Source organism: Shimia sediminis (assembly GCF_003990645.1).
Lineage (GTDB): Bacteria > Pseudomonadota > Alphaproteobacteria > Rhodobacterales > Rhodobacteraceae > Shimia > Shimia sediminis.
The window spans coordinates 601,096-623,554 of record NZ_RYZK01000002.1 but is presented as its reverse complement, the minus strand read 5'-3'; the positions used below and the strand labels follow the sequence as shown (position 1 = coordinate 623,554).

Genomic DNA, 22,459 nt, shown 5'->3' with positions numbered 1-22,459 from the left:
ATAGCTTCAGGACAGTCCCAAATTCAATCCCGAGGTTCCAATGCTCACTTTGCTCACGTTTCCCGGTGGTCCCGACCACCCCAGCCACAGCCCGTTTTGCCTCAAGGTCATGGGTCTGCTGCAGCTCGCCAATCGTGAATGGCAGCCAAAATTCGTCACTAATCCAGCCAAAATGCCGCTTTCCCGACTGCCCGTCCTGAAAACCAACGACCGTCTCATCCCGGATAGCTACATCATCCAGACCTGGCTCGAAGGGCAGGGGGCCGAGTTCTATCCCGGCCTTGATGCCCGTGCCCGCGCCCAGGCGCATGCCTTGATCCGCATGACCGAGGAAAACCTGCGATTGGGCCTCGTGCATGAACGCTGGCTCAAGGATACCTGCTGGGAGATCATGCGCGATCAGTTCTTTGCCGACGTTCCCGCGCTGCTGCGCAAACCCGTCTCAAACATGGTGCGCAAAAAGGCCCGCGCCGGGCTGATGGCCCATGGCATCGCGCAGTTCAGCGAAACCGAGCGTCGCGTGCGCCTGAAATACGACCTTGATGCCATCGCGATGCAACTGGATGGCAAGGCGTTCCTGTTCGGCCCGGTTCCCACGGCGGCTGATGCGGCGATTGTGCCGGTGCTCGACGGGTTGCGCAGCCTGCCCGTTGATACCGGGATTCGGCGCATGGTGCGTGCCATGCCCGATCTGATGGCCTATGTCGACCGGGGTCGCGCCGCGCTCTACCCCGTGGACCAAACTCTGGCGCTGGCCGCCTAGCTACTTGCGTCGGCGCGCGACCTTGCGCTTGACCTTGTCAGTCTTGCGTTTCGCCTGCGCGCCTTTGCGTCGGACCGGCTTGCCCCGCCCCCGACGCCCGGAACCGGAGGGCAGTTTCTTGTCCTCCAGTTCCAACAGTTCCAACGCAATACCACCCGTCACGGGGGCGGCTTCGGTCAGCCGCACCAGCACCCGTTGACCCAACCCGATCACCACCCCGGTTTCTGACCCGGTCAGCGTGTTGTCCTCGTGGTTGAACCGAAAGTACTCGCGCCCCAGATCCCGCATCGGGACCAGCCCGTCAGCACCGGTTTCGTCCAGCTTGACGAACACGCCAAACTTGGCAATGCCGCTGATCCGTCCGGCAAACTCATTGCCCACGCGTTCCGAGAGATACGAGGCCAGGTACCGGTCGGTCGTATCCCGTTCAGCCAGCATCGACCGCCGTTCGGTGTCCGAGATATGCCCCGCCGTGTTCTCCAGCATTTCGACGCCCTCGGGCGACAGCCCATCCTTGCCCCAGCCATGCGCCGAGATCAGGGCCCGGTGCACGATCAGATCGGCATAACGACGAATGGGCGAGGTGAAATGCGCATAAGATTGCAACGCCAGCCCAAAGTGCCCGAAATTCGAGGGGCTGTAATAGGCCTGTGTCATGCTGCGCAGGGTCGAGATGTTGATCAGCTCCGCATCTTCGGTTCCGGCTGCTGCATTCAGCAGGGCGTTCAGATGCTGTGTTTTCAGCACCTGACCCTTGGCCAGGGTCAGCCCGGCACTTTGCGCCGTTTCCCGCAAAGCGTCCAGCTTTTCGGGATTCGGCTCTTCATGCACCCGGAACAGCAGCGGAGATTTGGCCGCAATCAGCGTTTCGGCAGCGGCGACATTGGCCAGGATCATGAACTCTTCGATCAGCCGGTGCGCGTCAAACCGATCCCGGAACAGGACCGAGGCCACCTTGCCCTCGGGCGTCAGCTCAACCTTGCGCTCCGGCAGGTCGAGATCCAGCGGCTGCCGTTCGGCCCGCGCCCGCTTGGTCGCCTCGTAAGCGGCATAAAGCGGCTCGATCACCTCGTGCATCAAGGGCGCGCAGGTTTCATTCGGGGCACCGTCATGGGCTTCCTGCACTTCGGCGTAGTTCAGCGAGGCAACCGACCGCATCATGCCCCGGACAAACCGATGGCCGATCTTGCGACCGTAGGAATCCAACTGCATCCGCACGGCAATACAGGCGCGTGGCACACCTTCGTGCAGCGAACACAGGTCGCCAGACAACCGATCCGGCAACATCGGCACCACACGGTCGGGGAAATAGCTCGAATTGCCGCGTCTGCGGGCCTCGCGGTCCAGTGCGGTGCCGGGTGTCACGTAATGCGCCACGTCTGCAATCGCGACCCAGACCACATGGCCGCCCTGGTTCTTGGGGTCGTCGTCGGCATGGGCCCAACAGGCATCGTCATGGTCGCGCGCATCCGCCGGGTCGATGGTGACCAATGGCAGGTCCCGCATGTCCTCGCGATCCCCAAGAGGGGCCGGTTTGGCCGCATCTGCCCCGGCGATCACCTCATCCGGAAAGGCATCGGGAATGCCGTGTTGATGGATGGCGATCAGCGACACCGCCTTGGGGGCCGAAGGGTCTCCCAGTCGCTCCACCACCTTGGCCCGTGGCAGGCCAAGCCGACCTTTTGGCCCGGTTTGCTGCGCTTCGACCAGTTCGCCGTCCTTGGCGTTGTTGATACCCTCAGGCAGAACCTGCCATTCCTTGCCGTCGCCCTTGTCGATGGGCAGGATACGGCCACCCTCGGCTGTCTTGCGAAACACGCCCAGCACGCGGCGCGGGTTGGTGCCGATCCGACGGATCAGCCGGCCCTCGTATTGGTGTGTCTCGCCGGTCACCTCGGTCAACCGGCCCAGAATGCGGTCTCCGGCGCCCAAGGCCGGGTCGCTCGGGCGCAGAATGACCAGCACAATGGGTGCGTCGCCTTCTCCATGCCACTCCAGCGGGCGCGCAAACAAATCCCCATCGCTATCCGCCTCCAAAACCTGCAACACGCTGACCGGCGGCAGCCGGTCCGGGTCGCGATAGGTCTTTTTGCGCTTTTCCAGATGCCCTTCGGCCTCAAGCTCCTTGAGAATTCGCTTGAGATCGATCCGCGCAGCGCCTTTGATGCCAAAGGCCTTGGCGATATCGCGTTTCGCGGTGAGGGTCGGGTTCTCGGAAATCCATTCAAGGATTTCCTCTTTGGTGGGTATACGCATATCCCCGCCCTAACATGGTGCGCGCGAGACGTCATCGGGAATGTTTGGGTCAGGGGCGCTGCCCCTCTTGGCCCCAAGGGGCCAATTCACCCCGGAGTACTTTTGGCGAAATGAAGAGCGGGTCAGCGCAGATCCTCTGCGGTGTCCACATCGGAAAGCGTGTCGGTCAGGGCAATCCGGTGGTTTCTGAGCGTGGCCATGCTGTCGGACAGGGCATGTTTGCTTGACCAGCGGACATTTTCGAACAGCGTTGGGGGCACAGGTGACGTGCGCTTCAGGCCCACCAACCAGTATCCGCCGTCCGTCGCCGGGCCAAACACCGCCTGATGATCGCCAAGAGCGTGAAAGGCGCGCGCAACGTGGGTGCGCGTCACCCCAGGAATATCGGCACCGATGATACAGACCGGACCCGGCGGCAGAGTGCGAAACAGGCGTGCCATGCGGTCGCCGAGATCACCGCGCCCCTGCGGGACACGTGGCAGATGCGCGGGCCAGATACGGCTCGTCAGCCCTTCCTGATCGGGCGCAACCGCAAGCACCGTTTGCCAGCGCGGATCTTCGATGCGACGCAGCAGGCGCGCGCTTTGGTGACGAAACCACCGGGCCGCCGTGGCCATGCCCAGATCCTTGCCCAAACGGGTTTTCACCCGCCCCGGACGCGGTTCCTTGACCATGACGACCAATCGTGGCCGCCAGCGGTTTTCAGGCGAAATAGTCACGCAAAATCCGGCTGTAGATCGCCTTGAGCTGATGGATTTGTGCGACCGGCACATGTTCGTCCACTTTGTGCATGGTTTTGCCGACAAGGCCAAATTCCACCACAGGACAGTGGTGCTGCACAAACCGCGCATCCGAGGTGCCGCCGCTGGTCGACAGTTCGGGAACCCGCCCGGTTTCGGCTGTCACCGACTTGGCGACCAGCTCGGACAATGGCCCCGGAGGGGTAATGAAACTCTCGCCGGAAATCTTCACCGTCATGTCGATGCCGACACCGCTGTCGGCAGACACACGATCCAGCAGCCCCTGCATCCATTGGGTCAGGCTCGCGCCGTTATGGGCATCGTTAAAGCGGATATTGACCGTCGCGCGACATTCGGCCGGGATCACATTGGTTGCCGGGTTGCCGGTATCCATCGTGACAACCGCCAGTGTCGAGGCGTCAAAATGCGCGGTCCCCTCGTCCAGCACATGGCTCGACATCAGGTGCATCAACTCTGCCATCGCGGGCAGAGGGTTCTTCGCGCGATGGGGATAGGCCGAATGCCCCTGAATGCCGGTAAAGGTGAAATAGGCGGTCAGCGATCCGCGTCGTCCGATCTTCATCATGTCGCCCATTTCGTCCGGGCAGGTCGGCTCGCCCACCAGACAGACCGACATCTTTTCACCCTCGGCGTCCATATAGGCCAACAACGCCGTTGTGCCGTCGATGGCGTCGCCCTCTTCGTCGCCGGTGATGGTCAGGATGATCGCGCCCTCGGGCGGGGCCTCCTGCACCAGGTCAATGGCCGCCGCGGCAAAGGCCGCAACGCCGGATTTCATGTCGGTCGCGCCGCGCCCGTACATGATGCCATCGCGGATTTCTGCCCCAAAGGGATCCGCGGTCCAGGCTGCTTCGTCGCCCACGGGCACCACGTCCGTATGTCCGTTGAACCCAAAGGTCCTGGCGTGCCCCTTGTCGCCCCAGCGCGCAAACAGGTTGCTGATCCCGCCTTTGTCAACACGAGAGCAGGTGAAACCCGCCTCCTTCAGAACATCCTCAAGCAACACAAGCGCTCCGCCTTCTTCGGGTGTGACCGAAGGGCATTGGATCAGGCGGGCGGTCAGGTCGGCGGCATCTGTTGTGGGCATGGTCAGTCTCGACTTCATAGGGTTGTCCGGTTCTTGTTACACAGGTCATGGACACACAAAAGTCACAACCCCGAAGTTGCCGCAGGGGCAACCTGCAAACCTCTTAACAGAAAACAAAAAATGTTGTTAACTGGCGGCAATAAAAATGACCGAGGCAGGTCAATCAGCAGCAAGGCCAAAAAACGGCCCTCACATAGACCCTGAAACCGGAATCGAGCGGGTCAGGATATTGGTGTGTCATCGAACGGGGATTAACCCGTCGTGGCGCTGTGCGACGTGCCTCTTGTTTGTAAGAGTGGGGCAGACAGGCATGCCAAGACTACCAATCGACCGCGGTGCGGACGCACAGGAAATGGCGGAAACCATTTTCGGTGATGAGATCACCATCACTGATGCGACCTATACCGGGGACAGCCGCGCCTCTGGAATCTATTCCAACGCGGACACAATCTCACCTGGTGTTGCCCCGTCGGATTCCGGCGTCATCCTGTCCACCGGCAATGTGCGCCACTTTACCAACCGCAATGGTGAGTACAACCAAAGCACCAACCGCAGTTCGGACATGAACGGCCCTGACACGGTTGAAGGCAGCTCGGATGTCACCAACTTGCAGACTTTTGATGCGGCGGTTCTGGATGTTGATTTTCTGGCACCCATAGGTGTCGATACAATGACGATGCAATTCGTCTTTGCGTCCGAAGAATACCCGGAATACACCGACTCGTTGTTTCAGGATTTTGTCGGCGTCTGGATCAACGGCGTCTATATCCCGATGGAAATCGGCAACATTGATCCGGGAACCGTCAACGGCGGATCGAACCAGAGCCTGTTCATCGACAACACCAACGACGCCTACAACACCGAGATGGACGGCTTTACTGCCACGCTGACCCTGACCATCCCGCTTATTCCCGATGCCGAGAACAATCTCCGCATTGCGATCGCAGATGTCTCGGATTCCAGCTACGACTCGTCCCTGCTGATTGGCGCGGGATCTGTGCAGACCTCTGTGATTGCGAATTCGGACGAAATTGTTCTTGGCCTGAACGACAGCACGACCGTGGATATTCTGGCAAACGACACCACATCCGGCGCGTCTCTGACGCTCACCCACATCAACGGTCAAACCTTCACTGTTGGCGTGCCGATCACGCTGCCGACGGGACAGACCATTGTCGTCAATGCCGACGGCACCATCACGGTCACCTCAGACGGGGACATCGAAACCGCCAATTTCTCATATACGATCGAAAACGATGACGGGGTCTCTGACGTCGGCTTTGTCACGATTGAATCCACCGACGCGCCCTGCTTTGTCCAAGGCACCCTGATCCGCACGCCGCATGGCGATGTGCCTGTCGAAGATCTGGACGTTGGTGATCTGGTCGCAACCTACGATAACGCAGATCAGCCCGTGCGGTGGGTGGGTCACAGATCGGTGCCCGCCCAGGGCAAGCTTGCCCCGATCCGCATCGCCGCCGGAACCTTTGGCGACCACACTGCCCTGCTGGTGTCGCCACAGCACCGCGTTCTGATCCGTGACAGCCTGGCCGAAGTGCTGTTCGGCCACACCGAAGTTCTGGTGGCAGCCAAGGATCTCGTCAACGACAGTTCCGTGACGCGCATCAGCGGAGGAGAGGTCACTTATTACCACCTCTTGTTTGATCAGCACGAGATCGTGTTTTCCCAAGGTCTGGAAACCGAAAGCTTTCTGCCCGGCCCGCAGATCAACAACATCTTCGAAGAAGAAACCGTAGAAGAAATCTGCACCCTGTTCCCCGAACTCGATGTGCAGACCGGAAATGGCTACAGCAGCGTCGTGCGCCCTGCGCTCAAGTCCTACGAGGCCGAAGTTCTGATGAAAAGGGGCCGTGCAGCATGATTGGACCCGCACACAGGGGTATCGCCCCATGACCTGGATCGCCTTGGCAGACAAAAATGGTGGATGTTTTTCTGCGCAGGGGCTGTCGTCGCTCGGCCCGGATCAGGTTTGCGCGTTGGACGATCCCGGCACGGTGATGCCCCGTGGCAGCATCCTGTTTGAAACCCGCGTCTCGCCCGAGGATCGCCCGCAGGTGGTTCTGGGGTTAGAGTGCGGGATGAGCCGCGCCGTGCGGATCACCTTTCAGGCGCTCCCCGGCGGTGGCATGAGCCTGGTCCACACCCGTGGGTCAGAAATCATTCATGGCGTCATCAACCACGACTCGGCCTCTGTGCGTACGGATATCCTGCGTGTGACCTACAGCTGGGATATGGCCCACGACTGGGCGCGGCTTGTGGTCGAGCGCCCCGATTCAAACCGCAGCTTTCAGACACTCTTGCGCGGCCCGGTCACCACGACACTGGGGGACATCCGCGAACTGGCGTTGAACCCCGCAGCACGCTACATGGCGCCCGATATTCTGTTTCTTGCCGTTTCAGACCGGATCGAACCCATCGGCCCCATGCCCGGCATGACCGCATCGACCCGGGTTGAAACACCTTTTGGCCCGCAGGCGATTGGCAATCTCAAGCGTGGTGACGTGGTCGAAACGCTGGATGGCGGTCAGGTGCCCGTGTTGCAGGTTGTGCGCCGGACGGTCCCGGCGCGCGGGCTTTTTGAGCCAGTGCGCCTTCGCAGCCCGTATTTTAGCCTCGAGCGTGACTGCGTTGTCGCGCCACATCAGTGTTTGGTGATTGGCGGCTCTCGGGTGGAGTACCTGTTTGCCTCCGAACATGTTCTTGTCCCGGCCCGGCACCTGATCAACGGCACGGCAGCCGTTCGCGAAAGCAATCATATGCTCGTGACCTATGCGCAGGTCCTGTTGCCGGGTCACGAAGCCTTGCTGGCGAACGGCACCTATGTCGAGAGCCTGAACATCGGGCGTATCCGCCGCAGTCCGGAAATCCTGAAAAGCAGCCTCTTGTGCCAGTTCCAGCGCGCCACCCTGCCTGAACACTCGGTTCCTGCCTATCCCGTGCTCGGCAATTTCGAAGCACTGATCCTCGCCGAACAGCGTGCCGCCTAGGGCGGTTCGAGCGATCGCCAGATCACACCACGCGGGCGTGGCGCGTCAGTTGATGAACCCCTCGTCGGTGTCCATCGACTCTTCGCCTTTGTAGAATTCGGTCATCTGGGCCACGATGACCGAGTTTTCCTCTAAAGCCCGCTGCATCAACCCGCGTTCTTCATCGTCGATCTCGTGGCCTTGGGCCTCGCGCTCTTCAATTGTGCCATAGCCGGTGACATCCAGCGGGGCGAGGTCGGCCTGTTTCAGAATGGCCACGGTTTCCCGGACTGCTTCGCCCTCGTCCACGCCGCTGGCGTAAACCATCAGGGCCGCCCCGGTCGCGCCATCCGGCAAACCGTCTCCGTCCTTGCGGCCAACCTGAACAAGCAGGGTGAACACCTGCTGGCGCGATATCTTTTTTGTCTTTTCCATGAGTGCGGCCTTAGCCCAAGCGCTTTGCCGGGGTCAACCTCGGACCGCAAGCCGTTTTCAGAGGGTTAAGGAAATGGGGAAGATTCTTGGCAGTTTCCCATAAAAAAGTGGCCCGAACCCACAACATATATTCACCAATCGCGCTTAGCTGTTGGGTGAGTAATTTTGAGGGTTAGAAAATGGTTACAGCTTCCGAACTTCCAATTGATACCAGTGCCAGCGCCACCGACATGGCCGAGGCGATGTTCGGAAACGGCATTGAAATTGTCGATGCCACCTATACCGGCGCCACCTCGGCCTCGGGTATCTACAGCGATGGTGATGCAAACGCGCCCAATCTCACGCCCTCGGACTCCGGCGTCATCCTGTCGACCGGCAACGCCCAGGATATCACCCGCGACAGCGGTGATCCCAACCGCCAGTCCAACGAATCCACAAATCACCAACTGGCGGGTGACTCGGACCTGGAAGAGATTGCCAACGCCACGACCTACGACGCCGCGATCCTCGAGGCGACGTTCATTCCCGACGGATCGACCCTGACCATGCAGGTTGTCTTCTCGTCCGAGGAATATCTTGAGTATGTGAACTCTGGCTTCAATGATGCCGTTGGGATTTGGGTGAACGGGGTTCAGGCCGAGCTGACAGTGGGCGACGGCGACATAACGATCAACAACATCAACGATGAGAGCAATCAAAACCTCTACATCGACAACCCCGCCGATGGCGAGGTTGCCAATACCGAAATGGACGGGTTCACCGTCACAATGACCCTCAAGGCGCCGGTCAATCCGGGCGAAGAGAACACCATCAAGATTGCCATCGCCGATGGTGGTGACGGGATCTACGATTCAAACCTGCTGATTGCCGGAGACTCGGTTCAGACCGCACTGGTCGCCGGAGATGATGAAATCGAAGTCGCGCGCGATGGCGAGGTTACGTTTGACCTGCGGTCAAACGACGTGAGCCAGAACAGCCCGACGTTGAATATCACGCATATCAACGGACAAGAGGTGGTCGTGGACGAGCCGATTGTCCTGCCCACCGGCGAAACGATCACCTTCAACAGCGACGGCACCGTCACCATCGAAGCCGACGGTGATCTTGGCTCCAACGTGTTTTCCTACACGGTTCAGGATGGCGACGGGAACACCGATGTCGGGTTTGTAACGCTCACCACCGTGCCGTGCTTTGTCGAGGGCACGATGATCCTGACCATTGACGGCGAGAAACCCGTTGAAAGCCTTGTGCCAGGCGACATGATCCTGACCCGTGACAACGGCTTTCAACCGGTTCGCTGGGTCGGCAGTACGCTGCGCATTGCGACAGGTCGGGATGCGCCCATCCGGTTCGAGGCCAACGCGCTGGGCACCCATGACGCGGTCGAGTTTTCCCCAAATCACCGGGTGCTGGTTACCTCGGCCAGTGCCAGCCTTTTGTTTGGTGAATCCGAGGTTCTGATCAAAGCCAAGGATCTCGTGAACGACAAGACCATCCGCCCACGCAATGACAACCGCCCGGTCAGCTACTACCACCTGTTGTTTGATCGGCACGAGATCATTCGCGGCAACGGATTGGACAGCGAAAGCTACCACCCCGGCAATGAAACCCTGGACTCCTTTGATGCGGAAACCCGCGCGGAAATCCTGCGGCTGATGCCCAACGACGATGCGCTGATGGGCTATGGCTATGGCCCCTCGGCGCGGGTCTCTCTGCGGTCATTCGAGGTCAAAGCCCTCATGCGCGCCTGAAGAACCCACAAAAAAACGCACCTTAGACAGGTGCGTTTTCCGGTTTCAATGTCGACTGGATCGATCAGTCGCGCAAAAGATCGTTGATCGAGGTTTTTGAGCGTGTCTTGGCGTCCACGCGTTTCACGATCACGGCGCAATACAGGTTCACGTTGTTTTTTGACGGCATCGAGCCCGCCACAACAACCGATCCTGCTGGCACTTCGCCATACATCACTTCACCGGTCTCGCGGTCGACGATCTTGGTCGACTGACCAATGAACACGCCCATGCCCAGAACCGAGCCTTCGCGCACGATGCAGCCTTCGACCACTTCAGACCGCGCGCCGATAAAGCAGTTGTCTTCGATGATGGTCGGACCCGCCTGCATCGGCTCCAGCACGCCGCCAATGCCCACGCCACCCGACAGGTGCACGTTCTTGCCGATCTGGGCGCAGGACCCAACGGTCACCCAGGTATCCACCATGGTGCCCTCGTCGACATACGCGCCGAGGTTCACGAAAGACGGCATAAGAACCGCGCCGGGTGCGACATAGGCCGACTTGCGGACAACACAATTGGGTACGGCGCGAAAACCCGCCGCTTTCCACTGATTGTCGCCCCAGCCTTTGAACTTCGAGTCGACCTTGTCCCACCAGCCGCTGCCTTGTGGGCCGCCGTCGTGGAACTCCATGTCCTTGATGCGGAAACCCAGCAGTACAGCTTTCTTGGCCCACTGGTTCACGTGCCAGTCACCATTTTCCTGTTTCTCCGCCACGCGCAGCTTGCCCGAGTCCAGCGCGTTCAGCGTGTCTTCGATCGCTTCACGGGTTTCGCCGCCGGTATGAGGATTGATCGTGTCGCGGGCTTCCCACGCGGCTTCGATGGCTTGTTCAAGTTGCGCGTTCGACATGTTGTTCAGGCTCCGAATTTCAGGATTCGAAGCTTTCTAAACGCATCGCGCCCCGGCGTCACCCCAGATTTGCGACCATTAACCCAGCGGGTCCGGCGTAATGTTGGCGCCGCACAGCACCACGGCGACCTTTTCCCCCGGCGCGGGCCGATAAGCCCCGGACATCAAAGCCGCCAGCGCCGTGGCCCCGGCGGGTTCGACCAACTGCCGCGTTTCGCGCCACAGGGCCTCTTGGGCGCGGGTGATCGCCGCATCCGACACCAGCACCGAGTCCGCGCCGGTGGACACCGCCAGATCAAAGCAGATCTGCCCGATTTTCCTGGCCCCCAGCGCATTGGCCGCCACGCCCGAGACGTCGACGTCCACAGGCTCTCCGGCCTCCAATGCCGCATGCAGCGCACAAGAGGTTTCCGGTTCCACCGCCACGACACGGCGTTGCCCGTCAAACCACGCCATCGCACCGCCGATCAGCCCGCCGCCGCCCACGGCAATCAGCACCGTGTCCGCCTGTAACCCCTGATTCTCCCACTCCAACGCAAGCGTGCCCTGACCCGCCACCGTCGCCGGGGCGTCATAGGCATGGATCTGCATGGCTCCGGTTTCGGCTTCATAGGCCAGCGCCTGCTCCAGCGCGTCCGAATACTCTCCCGGCACGACCACCAGATCCGCTCCGGCATCCCGGATCAGCGAGATTTTGGATGGCCCGGCCATTTCGGGCACATAAATGCGCGCCTTGTGCCCCAGCTGATGCGCCGCATAGGCCACTGCCGCCCCGTGATTGCCCCCCGAGGCCGCGACCAACCCGGCCTCCGGCACATCCTGCGACAACAACGTGTTGAAGGCGCCCCGCGCCTTGAACGTCCCGGTGTGCTGCATGTGTTCCAGCTTTGCCTCAATCGGATAGCCCAACCCGAACCCATTCAGCGCCGCGACGGGCGTGCGTACAACATGGCCCGCAATCCGCTGCGCCGCCGCCCTGATGTCTTCAGACCAATCCATTTCACACCCCTATGACTGGCAATGTCCCGGCGAACCCTATAGGCCTGAGGGAAACGCGCAAGCAAGGATGTACGAGTGATGAAAGACGACCGCCTCAGCCCCTTTCCCAGTGCCGGAACTGACCGCAGTGCGGTCAACCGTGTGCCAGACACGCCCCAGACCCGGGCGCCAGCCTATCGCCTGGCTTTTGCGGATGATGATTTCCTGTGCCGCGACGAATTACGCCCGGTGCGGCTGCAACTTGAATTGCTGAAACCGCAACTGGCGCTGGACGAAGAACAGATCGAAAGCACCATCGTCATGTTTGGCGGCGCCCGTATCCCGGCCCCAGCGCAAAAAGACGCCGCGCGCACCGAGACACTGGCCGAGCTGTCCAGATTCTATGACGAGGCGCGCACCTTTGCCCGGCTCATGACCGAACGCAGCAATGGCAGTAAACATGTGATTGTCACCGGCGGCGGCCCCGGCGTGATGGAGGCCGGAAATCGTGGCGCGATTGATGCGGGCGGCAAGTCCATCGGTCTCAATATCGTGCTGCCGCATGAGCAGGCGCCAAACGAATACGTGACGCCCGAGCTGTGCTTTAACTTTCACTACTTCGCCATCCGCAAGATGCACTTTCTGATGCGGGCCAAGGCGATCTGCGTGTTCCCCGGCGGCTTCGGGACGCTCGACGAAATGTTCGAGTCGCTGACCCTGATCCAGACCGGACGCATGGAGTGTGTGCCGTTCCTGTTGTTCGGCAAAGCCTTCTGGAAAAAAATCATCAACTGGGATGCGCTGGCCGAGGCAGGCACCATCTCGCCGGATGATCTTGAGCTTTTCCGCTTTGTCGAAACGGCCGAAGAGGCCATCGAAGTGATCGACACCTGGGGCGATTGCGCGCCGCGTGACGTGATCCCCGGTCGCTAAGACAGGGGTCAAAAAGCCGGGTCCAAGCGGTTTCGAAACCGCTTAAGGCGTTTTCAAACGCCTTGCCTGCGCTTAGTGGATCTGTGCGGGCAAAACACCCAGCTCGGTGCCCTGGGGCAGCTTGGTCACGACCTGTGCGCCGCGCACGTCCTTGATCGCATAGCCATATCCCGCCAGGCGGAATTTCCACTCGCGTGCGCTCAGCGCCTGGGTGCGCTCGCGGTTGATGATGTCCAGAATGGGCGCATCGATGATCGCGCCGCCAATATCTGCATGTGCCATGTCGTGTCCTCCTTGGATCGTATTGTTCACAAGTTGGAAACTGACTGTTGATCGGGGCCGATTTGTATCGGAATTGAGGAAAGTTTTAGGCAGCTTCTTTTGGCCAAAAATATCCCGGGGTGAATTGGCCCCTCAGGGCCAAGAGGGGCAGCGCCCCTATCCCAGCCCCGCCTCGGCCTCGATCTGCTTGCGCGATTTGCGGGCGCGTTCGGTTGCCGATTTCAACTGCCCACAGGCCGCCATGATGTCTTCGCCGCGCGGGGTGCGGATGGGCGAGGCATAGCCCGCCTGATAGACGATATTGGCGAATGCGCGGATGCGGTTGTTCGATGACCGCTCATAGGGCGAGCCGGGCCATTCGTTGAACGGGATCAGGTTGATCTTGGCCGGGATGCCGTAATCCTTGATCAGCTTGACCAGACGATGCGCGTCCTCATCGGTGTCGTTCACGCCCTTCAGCATCACGTATTCAAAAGTGATACGCTCTGAATTTGACACCTTGGGATAGCTCGCCAGTGCCTCGAGCAGCGTTTCCAGCTTCCAGCGCTTGTTGATCGGCACCAGCACGTCGCGCACCTCGTCCGTGGTGGCGTGGAACGAGATCGCCAACTGGCAGCCGATTTCTTCAGCCGTCCGCGCCATCTCGGGCACCACACCCGAGGTCGACAGCGTGATGCGACGGCGCGACAGCTGAATGCCCTCGGGGTCCATGGCGATCTTCATCGCGTCGCGGACGTTTTCAAAGTTGTACAGCGGCTCGCCCATGCCCATCAGCACGATGTTCGACAACAGGCGGGTCTCATCCTTTGGCGCGCCGCGTTCCGGCCATTCGTTCAGATCATCGCGCGCCATCATCACCTGGCCAATGATCTCGCCCGCAGTCAGGTTGCGCACCAGTTTTTGCGTGCCGGTATGACAGAACGAGCATGTCAGCGTGCAGCCCACCTGCGAGCTGACGCAAAGCGTGCCGCGCCCCTCTTCGGGGATATAGACCACCTCGACCTCATGGCCTCCGGCGATGCGCACCAGATACTTGCGGGTGCCGTCCTCGCTGACCTGCTTGCTGACCACCTCGGGGATGTCCACGCAAAAGGTTTCCTCCAGCTCGGCGCGATAGGTCTTGCTGAGGTTGGTCATCTCGTGGAAATCACGCACGCCCCATTGATAGATCCACTGCCAGATCTGATTGACCCGCATCTTGGCCTGCTTTTCCGGCGTGCCGTGTTCGATCAACGCGCCCTGCATCGCCGCGCGGGTCAGACCGACAAGGTTGATCTTACCGCCTTCGGGCAGCTTGCGCGGAATTGTATGTACGTCCTGCGTGACGGGGGCGCTGGCGGTCATGGCTCTTGGGTCCGGTTCAGGAAATCAGGCGCGTGGAATACACCATCTGGGCCCAAAAGCAAATATCAGCGTTTTGACAAGGTTACGCCGCTGATTTCGCCTCCAGCGCCAAGGGCACTTCATAGCTCTTCAGACACCGCCGCGCCGTGTCGCCGTAACTCGCCAGGGTGATCAGCTCGGGGAACAGGCGCAGCAATTCATCGCGTGCCTCATGTTCGAACTGGTCGATGGTGATTTCGCCGGGGTGAAAGCTCTCGGTCAGCATGCCGTCGGACATGATGATCTGGTGACTGTCAAAGAGCACATGAAAATACTCTGGCTCTGGCACATATGCCACCTGCTTGATGCCTTTCCACCCAACCAGGTGCTTGGCGGGTATCAGCACTTCGCGCTCGGCAAAGAACATCTCGAAAGCCGCATCGCGCATCCAGATCCGGTGGTTGGGCGACACATACAGATCGCGCGCGGGCATGTTACGCCCCATGGCGCCGCGCGGGATACACACCGGGGCATTCTGCTCGCGGTTCGGACCACGCGCATCGGCCGTGACCGAGCCGATCCAACGGACTGGCGCAAAACCACCATCCCGCACCACAACCATGTCACCGGGCCGCAGGTCTTCGACCGCCACTTCGCCCCGCTTGGTGGCGATCAGCGTGCCGGCCAGAAAACAGGGGATCGTGCCTTCGTTCAGCCCACCCGTGGTCCAGTCGCCGTTGTTGTCCAGCTGAACCGAGGCATTCTGATTGTTCCCCGTCGATCCGATCTGGGTCGAAGTCATCCCGTCTGCGGGCCCCTCATGGGGTGTTACGACGTTGTCAAAAGACACAAAGTCGATCACGACCCCGTCCACTACCAGCGCCACGGCTCCGTTCATATGCACACCGACACCGGCCAGGGAATAGACATCCTTTCCAGCCACGGTGTCCTGATAAACACCAACGTTATTTATCGATCTCACATCACCGCTGGGGTGGTAGACGACAATCTGAATGTTCGAAACATCGGTGCCCGCGACAACCGCGACTTCGATAAAGTCGTCGTCCGCCCCGCCGCGATACTTGATCTCGGTAAAATATGGGTCTGCCATAGCCTGTCCTCACACCTCGTTCATCCGACCGGTTGCTCCGGTCAGCTCCCCCGTGGTGGCGATGTGGTCCAGGCCCTGGCAGGGGCCTCTTTGACCGCCCTGCTCAGGCGGTCGCGTGCCTTATTGGCACCGTTTTTCTGCGTCCTCGACTGCGGCGGTAAAGCCCAGCAGAGAAAATGTGTCTTCGGTTTTGGTCCCGCGCGAAGACCTTGCCGAGAGCTTCGCCTTTGATCCGCGCTTCATCGCGGTCACGATCTTGTTGTCATCCGCGGCCGAGGCAGGCCAGGCCCACTCACCCTCAGAGAACAGCTCATAGGAATTTCCATCAACGCTCAGATTCACCGTCGAACCGCTGGCAAAGGGATACCCGCCGGTAAACCCAAGCTGCCCTTTGACGCCCACTTCCGGACGATAGAACACCATAAGCAGGATATCACTGCGGCGTACGGCAACCACGCGGCCGTCTCTCGTATTAACGCTTTCCTTGGCGGTGCTGACGGCCCAGCACTCCTTGGGCGCCTCGGCGACACAGACGCTCCAGTCTGTCACCTGGCTGGAACAGGGCGCGCTGGCCTGCTCCTGTGCGGTGGCTCCTTGCCCCCAAACACCCAAGATCGCGCCCGAAATTGCGCCCAATGCGTACCGACTCGTTACGAGTGATCCCATATCAACAGCCTCCAAGCTGTGCTTTGCCTCAGTTTTCCGGCCCATCGGCTTTTGCCGCTTTTTTGCGAACCGGATATTTTCTTCTCGATACAATCACATTAGCCTGATTTGGCTAACAGGGAAAAGACCTGTTGGCACGTTTTTGCCCAATAATACGAGGTTCAAGATGGTAAAACCGGTCCCCATGGTGGAAATCTGGCGCGGTCCCTTTCTCGAAAGCCTGCATTTGGGCCATGCCGTGGTGTGCAATGCCGACGGTGAAATCATCCACGCCTGGGGGGATCCTCAGGCTGTTGTCCTGCCGCGCAGCTCGTCAAAAATGCTCCAGGCCCTGCCCCTGATCGAAAGCGGTGCAGCCGATGCGGCGGGGCTGACGGATGAACAACTGGCCTTGGCCTGCGCCTCGCACAACGGCGCCGAAATCCACTCGGTTCGCGTCAACGCGTGGCTGCGCGACCTCGGGTTGACCGACGACGATTTCCGCTGCGGCCCGCAGGAACCCCGCGACATTGACGCGCGTGATGACCTGATCCGACAGGGCAAACCGGTCTGCCGCTATCACAACAACTGCTCCGGCAAACACTCGGGCTTCCTGACCCTGACCAAGCACCTTGGCGCCGGGCCGGACTATGTCGACCTCGACCACCCGGTGCAAAAGGCTGTCAAAGCCGCCTTCGAAGACGTCACACAAGAGGACACACCAGGCTACGGCATCGATGGCTGTTCCGCCCCCAACTTTGCCACCACCATGCACGGCATGGCTCGCGCCATGGCCTTTTTTGCCGCCGCCAACCCCGATGGTGACACACGCCAAAGCGCCGCCGCCCGCCTGACCCATGCCATGGCCACCTATCCCGAACTGGTTGCGGGCGAGGGCCGCGCCTGTACCGATCTCATGCGCGCAATGGATCACAAGGTCGCCGTGAAAACCGGGGCCGAGGCCTATTTCATCGCCATCATCCCCGAAAAGAAACTGGGTGTATCCGTGAAGATTGCCGATGGCACCACCCGCGGCGCGGAATGCGCCATGGCGGCCATTCTGGTCAAACTCGGCGTCCTGAACGCAGAGCATCCCCTCGCTCAGAAATACATCAACGCCCCGATTCAGAACTGGGACGGTCTTGTCACCGGCAAAATGAAGCCCGTCGAGGGCGTGTTCTGATCCGTGCAGCCAATCCTCTACAGTTTCCGCCGCTGCCCCTACGCCATCCGCGCGCGCCTTGCCGTGGCCAGTGCCGGGGTGACGGTTGAGCTGCGCGAAGTGGTCCTGCGTGACAAAGCCCCCGAGTTTCTCGCCACCAGCCCCAGCGGCACGGTGCCTTGTCTGGTGGCGGGCGATACAGTGATCGACGAAAGCCTCGATGTCATGAAGTGGGCACTTGGGCGCTCGGACCCCGAGGCGCTACTCGACATGCCTGAAGAGGGCCACGCGCTGATCGAAACCACCGACGGCCCCTTCAAGACCGCGCTTGATCGCTACAAATATCACACGCGTCACGCGGATGTTGATCCGGCAGATGAACGCGCCAAAGCCTCGGCGTTTCTGGCCGCGTTAGAGACACATCTGGACGGCAACGACTGGCTGTTCGGCACCCACCCCAGCCTCGCGGACTTCGCCATTCTGCCGTTCGTGCGCCAGTTCGCCTTTGTCGACAAACTGTGGTTCGATGCCCAGCCCTGGCCCAACCTCAGCCGCTGGCTCGAACGCTTCATTGCGTCTGACAGATTTCTCGCCGTGTTTCGAAAGTACCCGAAATGGCAAAACGGTGATCCCGTGACCTATTTCCCGGCGGAACGCTCGGTCTAGGGTCTGACGTGCGTGGCTCTTTTCCTCGCACCGGCGGATTTTGCACCAGAATCGCAGAGTCTCCAAGTTGTACAACTTGGAGAAACACCCCAAAAGATGTTGTACAACTTGGTCATTTCATGGGTTTTTAACGGATACTTAACACCCTACATCTCCATCGCTTCCGCGACTTCGACTGTTCCGGCTCCGCCTTCCAGGATCGGGCACCCCTTGGCCATCTCGCATGCCGCCGCCATATCCGCCGCGTTGACCAGCGTGTAACCAGACACCGGATTGGCCCCGCCATCATCGGCAACACCATTGGCCGATACTGTCTTGGACTCGCCTGCCGGGTTGCCGCCATCGACCAGCGCTTCGCCCAGCCCTTGCATCCAGGCCCCCCAGGCCGCCATCACGCGTTCACCTTCTTCCGGGGTCTCGGGCCGTCCACCGCCATGATAGATAAACATAAACTTTGGCATTTCCTTATCTCCCTGTTTTGAAAGTCTTTATTGCAGCAGTTTCGCCAGATCGTTGAGAGAGGAACTCCAGCCGCGCTCATGATTTGCGCTGATCTCATCATCCCCCAATTCGCGGTGATCAATCACCAGCCGCGCGCCGGATTTGGTCTCTTCAATGGTGAATGTCACATGGCTTTCCGCGCCGCGCTGATCGCTGTCGTCGTGCCACGCCCAGGTGAATCCAACCGATTTCGACGGGGACACATGAGTGACCTGACCCGACACCTTATAGCGCTGGCCTTCGCTGTTGCGCATGACCGAAAACCAAGGCCCGGTCTTGGTGAAATCCATGTCGTCTTCGGGCACATCCATGCCCTCCGGCCCCCACCACCGCAGCAGGTCTCCCCGTTGCGTGACAGCCTGAAACAGGCGATCCGGGGGCACGTTGAATTCGCGTTCCAGTCTCAAATCAGCCATGCTCTTCCTCCGACAAAAGGGCCTCCAGCCGGTCCAGTCCGGCCTCCCAAAATTTCCGATGATCCATGGTCCAGTCCGCGATGGTTCTCATCGCCTCGGGGCGCACGGAATAAAGCCTTTTGTTGCCCTCAGCCCGCTGCGAAACCAGCCCCGCTTCACGCAAAATTTTCAGGTGACGCGAGATGGCCGGCCCACTGATTCCGGCGTCACTCACAAGGTCGCCAGCGGGCAATTCACCCTGCGCCATAAGGCGTTCGACGATGCCCAACCGGGTCTCGTCCGCCAGCGCAGAAAACGTTGTAATGAGAGTCGTCATGCATCCATTTAACGAAAAAGTTAAATAGATGGCAATAAGGATGTAGTCTCCTCACGCAACCGTGAGAGCGTCAGGCAAAGTCAGATTTGGCATAGCCTTGAATGTACAACAATGCCGTCAGATCGCCGTGGTTTATGCGAATATCGCATTCCGCGGCCACCGAAGGCTTGGCATGCAAGGCCACGCCCGCGCCAGCCAACCCCAACATACCAAGGTCATTGGCCCCATCACCCACGGCCATCACGTCGTCATGAGCCAGACCCAACCGCTCCGAAATCTCTTTCAGCGCCTGCACCTTGGCTTCGCGCCCGAGGATCGGACGCCCTACCTCTCCGGTCAGCTTTCCACCCTCGACAAGCAATGTGTTGGCGCGGTTTTCGTCAAAGCCCAGCTCGGCCGCAACCTTTGCCGTAAACGCCGTGAACCCGCCTGACACCAACGCGGCATAAACCCCGTTGGCCTTCATCGTTCCCAGCAAAGCCTTGCCGCCGGGCATCAGGGTAATCCGTTCCGCCAGCACCTTGCCTATCACGCTTTCATCCAAACCCTTCAGCAAACCAACCCGCTCGGTCAGCGCTCCTTCAAAGTCCAGCTCACCATTCATGGCCCTGGCCGTGATGTACTTGACCCGCTCACCCACACCGGCCTCATCCGCCAGCTCGTCGATGCATTCCTGCTGGATCATGGTCGAGTCCATGTCGGCCAGCAGCATCTTTTTCCGGCGCCCTTCGGCCGGCAGGATCACCAGATCCACGCCCATGTTCTGCAGGTCCGCCCAGACGTCCCAACGGTTGTCCGGCATCACCTCCAACGAGAACTCAGCCGCCTCATCAATCGCCAGCCAGTTCGCATCCCCACCGCCCCAGGCATTGCGCAGCGATTCGACCAAAGCCGGATCGAGTGAGGGGGTCGCGGGCGAGGTCAGAAGCGTGGCGAAGTACATGGGAAAGTTTCCGATAGTGGTCATTTGGGGTCGCTTTTCAGCGTTCAAGCGGCGCTATAGCTTCATTTTGGCTGTTGTGGAACCACAAACACCCCTCTATGTCCGTCCGTGGGACACCTCTCCCCAACGAGAGGCTAAGTTCATGATTTCTTTTCCTTTTGTTTAGAGTGGGTTACGGTTTCTTTGGTGGTGCCGTGTGCCAGATTTGTGTCAAAAAGGCCCTCGGTAATCGTGGGATCGTCCATAGCGTGGGCATAGTGTTTCAGGACAATTCCGGCGTCTTTCCATCCGCCCAGCTTGGCCACCGTCTTAACGTCGATGCCTTTGCGCAAGAGCGTTGTAGCGAAGCCGTGGCGGCAACAATGCGGTGTCATATCCTCAATCCCGGCGCGCTCTGTAACGTTGTGCCAGACTTTGTAGACGCTGCCCCGCGAGGCATAGCCGAACACTAGGTCTTCGGGGTTGCGGTTGGACGGGATATTGGCGAGGGCGGCAATAACAGGCGCAGGCAGGTGAGCTTCGCGCTCGTGCCCGGTTTTGGTTTGGTTGATGCCAGCCTTGCGTTTGGTCAAATCGATGTCAGCCCATGTCAGTGCGACCGCTTCGCCAATACGGGCCCCGGTGCCAAATAGGAACAGGGTGAGTGCGGCAAGGTGGGTCAGCCCGTCTTTCTCGGCCTGACCGGCGAAAGCTTTGACCCATTCGGCAGTTGCCGGAACCTTGATTTTTGTATCCTCGGGAAACCGCTTTACTGAAATTTTGGAACACCAGCCCATTTCGGCGGCGTGATTGATGATTGCTTGCGTCGGAACAATAACCTGGCGGTTGCGTGTTGCCCCTTCGACTTCTGGGTAGAGGTCGAATGATGACTGTTTGATTGCGCCCGCCGAGATGTCGCGCAGTTTGGTATCCTTCCAAAAGTCCTCGATCTTTTCAAGGAAACGGGTGGATTTCTCGGCGTTACGATATGCGATTGCTGCTTGGGCCATGGTTACGTGCGCCCCCGGTCCATCGAGATGACTGCGCCATGCGTTTGTTTCGACTTCCGACGCGACCCGCCTTGCGGTTTCTTTGTTCTCTGTGCCTGTAGAGCCGCGTAATCGCCTTCCGGCAACGGTGCCCCGGTAGTGCCAGACTTGGCCTCGGCGGTAGAGCTTGAGTGACATTTCAGGGCCTCCTCAAAGGCTTCGACGTGCTCGGGGAACAAGACAACTTTCCGGCCAATCTTAGTATATGTTTGAAATTCCCGAACCTTTTCCCGCATGACCCGCTCCGAAACACCAAAATGCGCCGCCAGATCGGCGGGTGTGGTGTAGTCAGGGAGAAGGGCAGGGGTGGTCATGGGTTAGCTGTCCTCCTCATCAACTGATCCAATTGCGGATTTTCCCAGTTCTTCGAAAGGGTTTCGGGCATCCTTGAGGCTGTTACCCAGATCCTCCAAGGGCGGTATTGCGGCCTTGGCAAACCTCTCCGCTTCCTGCTCAATTCCCTGAGCAACCGCCGCAAAACCTGATCTGGTGGACGCCGCTGCGACCTTGGCATATTCAATGTCAAGATATTCTGTCACCTCAAGTCGTGTTGCTCCCGATACAGCTTTCATGAAGTATTTTGATAGTTCTCGCTTCGATGAGGACATGGGGTAACTTTGCTCCCCGATTTGGCGCTGAAGGAACTCGAACTTCCAAGCGTAGGCGTCTGCCTCCTCCTTGTAGTCCCGAAAGCCGGTCCTTGTGAATTTTGGCCCCTCAATTTCAATGCAAGCCTTTAAGGAATGCCCATCATCTTCGACCCAGACTCTGTAAACTGTTAGGGCATCGCCTTCGTCGCAATCGAAGTAGTGCGAACACAGGCGAGAAAGCGCGCCCCCAAAAGTGACGGGAGGACCGTCTTCATGAAAACAAGGTGGCAAATAGGGGTTGCCATTCACGTCACACCCTACCACGTTTTCCGGTTCGATTTGACGATACTCACCACCATCATCCGGATCGATTTCAGTGATGAATGCAGGTAGCGCCATAAGCTTCCGGATAGCGGCAGGAGCTTTTGTCGGAGGATCATTTACTAGACATGCGGCTATTGCAGATGCGAAGTCGTTCGGTGTCATGTCTGGCGAATGAATGCCACGACCACCAGTCGTGAAGAGGCCATCCGCACGGATTACTTTTATTAACGAATTCGCTCGCGGTTCATCGTCATGGAGTGCGGAAATCATAAGTTGTTTGATGTCTGAAAGTTTTGCCATGACTACGGA

General features: G+C 59.6%; 23 protein-coding genes and 1 pseudogene. 7 read left to right on the top strand and 17 right to left on the bottom strand.

All coding sequences use genetic code 11. From position 1 onward, the window contains the following. The first annotated feature begins 40 nt into the window (after positions 1-40). The gene (locus tag EK369_RS07585; protein ID WP_127113099.1) at positions 41-763 is read left to right on the top strand and encodes a glutathione S-transferase family protein; all 723 of its coding nucleotides are present in this window, start codon (positions 41-43) and stop codon (positions 761-763) included. Here EK369_RS07585 and rnr read toward each other — a convergent pair whose 3' ends face one another. The 3 genes from rnr to dapE form a co-directional block, all read right to left on the bottom strand. Beyond that, on the bottom strand, positions 764-3,019 hold the full coding sequence (gene rnr, locus EK369_RS07580; RefSeq protein ID WP_127113097.1) for a ribonuclease R: 2,256 nt from the start codon (positions 3,017-3,019) through the stop codon (positions 764-766). It abuts the gene before it with no gap. A 122-nt stretch (positions 3,020-3,141) separates the two neighbouring features. Continuing rightward, the gene (locus EK369_RS07575) at positions 3,142-3,693 is read right to left on the bottom strand and encodes a TIGR04282 family arsenosugar biosynthesis glycosyltransferase (protein WP_127113095.1); all 552 of its coding nucleotides are present in this window, start codon (positions 3,691-3,693) and stop codon (positions 3,142-3,144) included. Between the two features lie 28 nt (positions 3,694-3,721). Beyond that, on the bottom strand, positions 3,722-4,867 hold the full coding sequence (gene dapE / locus EK369_RS07570; RefSeq protein ID WP_127113302.1) for a succinyl-diaminopimelate desuccinylase: 1,146 nt from the start codon (positions 4,865-4,867) through the stop codon (positions 3,722-3,724). A 310-nt stretch (positions 4,868-5,177) separates the two neighbouring features. Between dapE and EK369_RS07565 the strand changes: the two genes are divergently transcribed. Together EK369_RS07565 and EK369_RS07560 are read left to right on the top strand one after the other, a co-directional pair. Beyond that, positions 5,178-6,749 (top strand): Hint domain-containing protein, encoded by a 1,572-nt coding sequence (locus tag EK369_RS07565; protein WP_127113093.1) that lies wholly within the window; start codon positions 5,178-5,180, stop codon positions 6,747-6,749. A 28-nt stretch (positions 6,750-6,777) separates the two neighbouring features. Beyond that, the gene (locus EK369_RS07560) at positions 6,778-7,875 is read left to right on the top strand and encodes a Hint domain-containing protein (protein ID WP_127113091.1); all 1,098 of its coding nucleotides are present in this window, start codon (positions 6,778-6,780) and stop codon (positions 7,873-7,875) included. Positions 7,876-7,920: 45 nt separating this feature from the next. Here the strand turns inward: EK369_RS07560 and EK369_RS07555 are convergent, their stop codons facing one another. After that, the gene (locus tag EK369_RS07555) at positions 7,921-8,289 is read right to left on the bottom strand and encodes a DUF8846 family protein (RefSeq protein ID WP_127113089.1); all 369 of its coding nucleotides are present in this window, start codon (positions 8,287-8,289) and stop codon (positions 7,921-7,923) included. Positions 8,290-8,468: 179 nt separating this feature from the next. On the opposite strand from EK369_RS07555, the gene EK369_RS07550 reads away from it, so the two are divergent. Further along, positions 8,469-10,040 carry a choice-of-anchor L domain-containing protein gene (locus tag EK369_RS07550; protein WP_127113088.1) on the top strand — a complete coding sequence of 524 codons (1,572 nt, stop codon included), beginning with the start codon at positions 8,469-8,471 and terminating at the stop codon, positions 10,038-10,040. Positions 10,041-10,104: 64 nt separating this feature from the next. On the opposite strand, the gene dapD is transcribed toward EK369_RS07550, so the two are convergent. Both dapD and EK369_RS07540 read right to left on the bottom strand, forming a co-directional pair. Then, the gene (gene dapD / locus EK369_RS07545; protein ID WP_127113086.1) at positions 10,105-10,932 is read right to left on the bottom strand and encodes a 2,3,4,5-tetrahydropyridine-2,6-dicarboxylate N-succinyltransferase; all 828 of its coding nucleotides are present in this window, start codon (positions 10,930-10,932) and stop codon (positions 10,105-10,107) included. Positions 10,933-11,010: 78 nt separating this feature from the next. Next, a complete protein-coding gene (locus EK369_RS07540) occupies positions 11,011-11,931 on the bottom strand; it encodes a threonine/serine dehydratase (RefSeq protein WP_127113084.1) in 921 nt (306 codons plus the stop codon). A 78-nt stretch (positions 11,932-12,009) separates the two neighbouring features. On the opposite strand from EK369_RS07540, the gene EK369_RS07535 reads away from it, so the two are divergent. Beyond that, entirely contained in the window at positions 12,010-12,843 is an 834-nt protein-coding gene (locus EK369_RS07535) for an LOG family protein (protein WP_127113082.1), read from the top strand. A 72-nt stretch (positions 12,844-12,915) separates the two neighbouring features. Here the strand turns inward: EK369_RS07535 and EK369_RS07530 are convergent, their stop codons facing one another. The 4 genes from EK369_RS07530 to EK369_RS07515 form a co-directional block, all read right to left on the bottom strand. Beyond that, positions 12,916-13,125 (bottom strand): hypothetical protein, encoded by a 210-nt coding sequence (locus EK369_RS07530; protein WP_127113080.1) that lies wholly within the window; start codon positions 13,123-13,125, stop codon positions 12,916-12,918. A 156-nt stretch (positions 13,126-13,281) separates the two neighbouring features. After that, positions 13,282-14,469, bottom strand: coding sequence for a dual-specificity RNA methyltransferase RlmN (gene rlmN / locus EK369_RS07525; RefSeq protein ID WP_127113078.1), 1,188 nt, complete (start codon positions 14,467-14,469; stop codon positions 13,282-13,284). Between the two features lie 82 nt (positions 14,470-14,551). Continuing rightward, entirely contained in the window at positions 14,552-15,559 is a 1,008-nt protein-coding gene (locus EK369_RS07520; protein ID WP_127113076.1) for a Hint domain-containing protein, read from the bottom strand. Between the two features lie 120 nt (positions 15,560-15,679). Further along, positions 15,680-16,225 (bottom strand): invasion associated locus B family protein, encoded by a 546-nt coding sequence (locus EK369_RS07515; protein WP_235871359.1) that lies wholly within the window; start codon positions 16,223-16,225, stop codon positions 15,680-15,682. Between the two features lie 166 nt (positions 16,226-16,391). On the opposite strand from EK369_RS07515, the gene EK369_RS07510 reads away from it, so the two are divergent. Further along, a complete protein-coding gene (locus EK369_RS07510; RefSeq protein WP_127113074.1) occupies positions 16,392-17,387 on the top strand; it encodes an asparaginase in 996 nt (331 codons plus the stop codon). 3 nt (positions 17,388-17,390) lie between these two features. Beyond that, positions 17,391-18,032, top strand: a complete 642-nt coding sequence (locus EK369_RS07505) for a glutathione S-transferase (protein WP_127113073.1) — start codon at positions 17,391-17,393, stop codon at positions 18,030-18,032. A gap of 146 nt (positions 18,033-18,178) precedes the next feature. Here EK369_RS07505 and EK369_RS07500 read toward each other — a convergent pair whose 3' ends face one another. From EK369_RS07500 to EK369_RS07475, 7 genes and pseudogenes are all read right to left on the bottom strand, one after another. Continuing rightward, entirely contained in the window at positions 18,179-18,493 is a 315-nt protein-coding gene (locus EK369_RS07500; RefSeq protein WP_127113072.1) for a YciI family protein, read from the bottom strand. Between the two features lie 27 nt (positions 18,494-18,520). Further along, positions 18,521-18,949 (bottom strand): SRPBCC family protein, encoded by a 429-nt coding sequence (locus EK369_RS07495; RefSeq protein ID WP_127113071.1) that lies wholly within the window; start codon positions 18,947-18,949, stop codon positions 18,521-18,523. Then, complete coding sequence (locus EK369_RS07490) at positions 18,942-19,265, bottom strand: ArsR/SmtB family transcription factor (RefSeq protein ID WP_127113070.1); 324 nt, start codon at positions 19,263-19,265, stop codon at positions 18,942-18,944. Before EK369_RS07490 ends, EK369_RS07495 begins: the two co-directional genes overlap by 8 nt. Positions 19,266-19,335: 70 nt before the next feature. Next, positions 19,336-20,208 carry a phosphoserine phosphatase SerB gene (gene serB / locus EK369_RS07485; RefSeq protein ID WP_127113298.1) on the bottom strand — a complete coding sequence of 291 codons (873 nt, stop codon included), beginning with the start codon at positions 20,206-20,208 and terminating at the stop codon, positions 19,336-19,338. A gap of 140 nt (positions 20,209-20,348) precedes the next feature. After that, the gene (locus EK369_RS07480; protein WP_235871358.1) at positions 20,349-21,197 is read right to left on the bottom strand and encodes a tyrosine-type recombinase/integrase; all 849 of its coding nucleotides are present in this window, start codon (positions 21,195-21,197) and stop codon (positions 20,349-20,351) included. 87 nt (positions 21,198-21,284) lie between these two features. Continuing rightward, positions 21,285-21,374: pseudogene (locus EK369_RS22715) on the bottom strand (hypothetical protein); the annotation flags it as partial. Between the two features lie 179 nt (positions 21,375-21,553). Beyond that, the gene (locus EK369_RS07475; protein ID WP_127113068.1) at positions 21,554-22,450 is read right to left on the bottom strand and encodes a hypothetical protein; all 897 of its coding nucleotides are present in this window, start codon (positions 22,448-22,450) and stop codon (positions 21,554-21,556) included. Between the last annotated feature and the right edge of the window lie 9 nt (positions 22,451-22,459).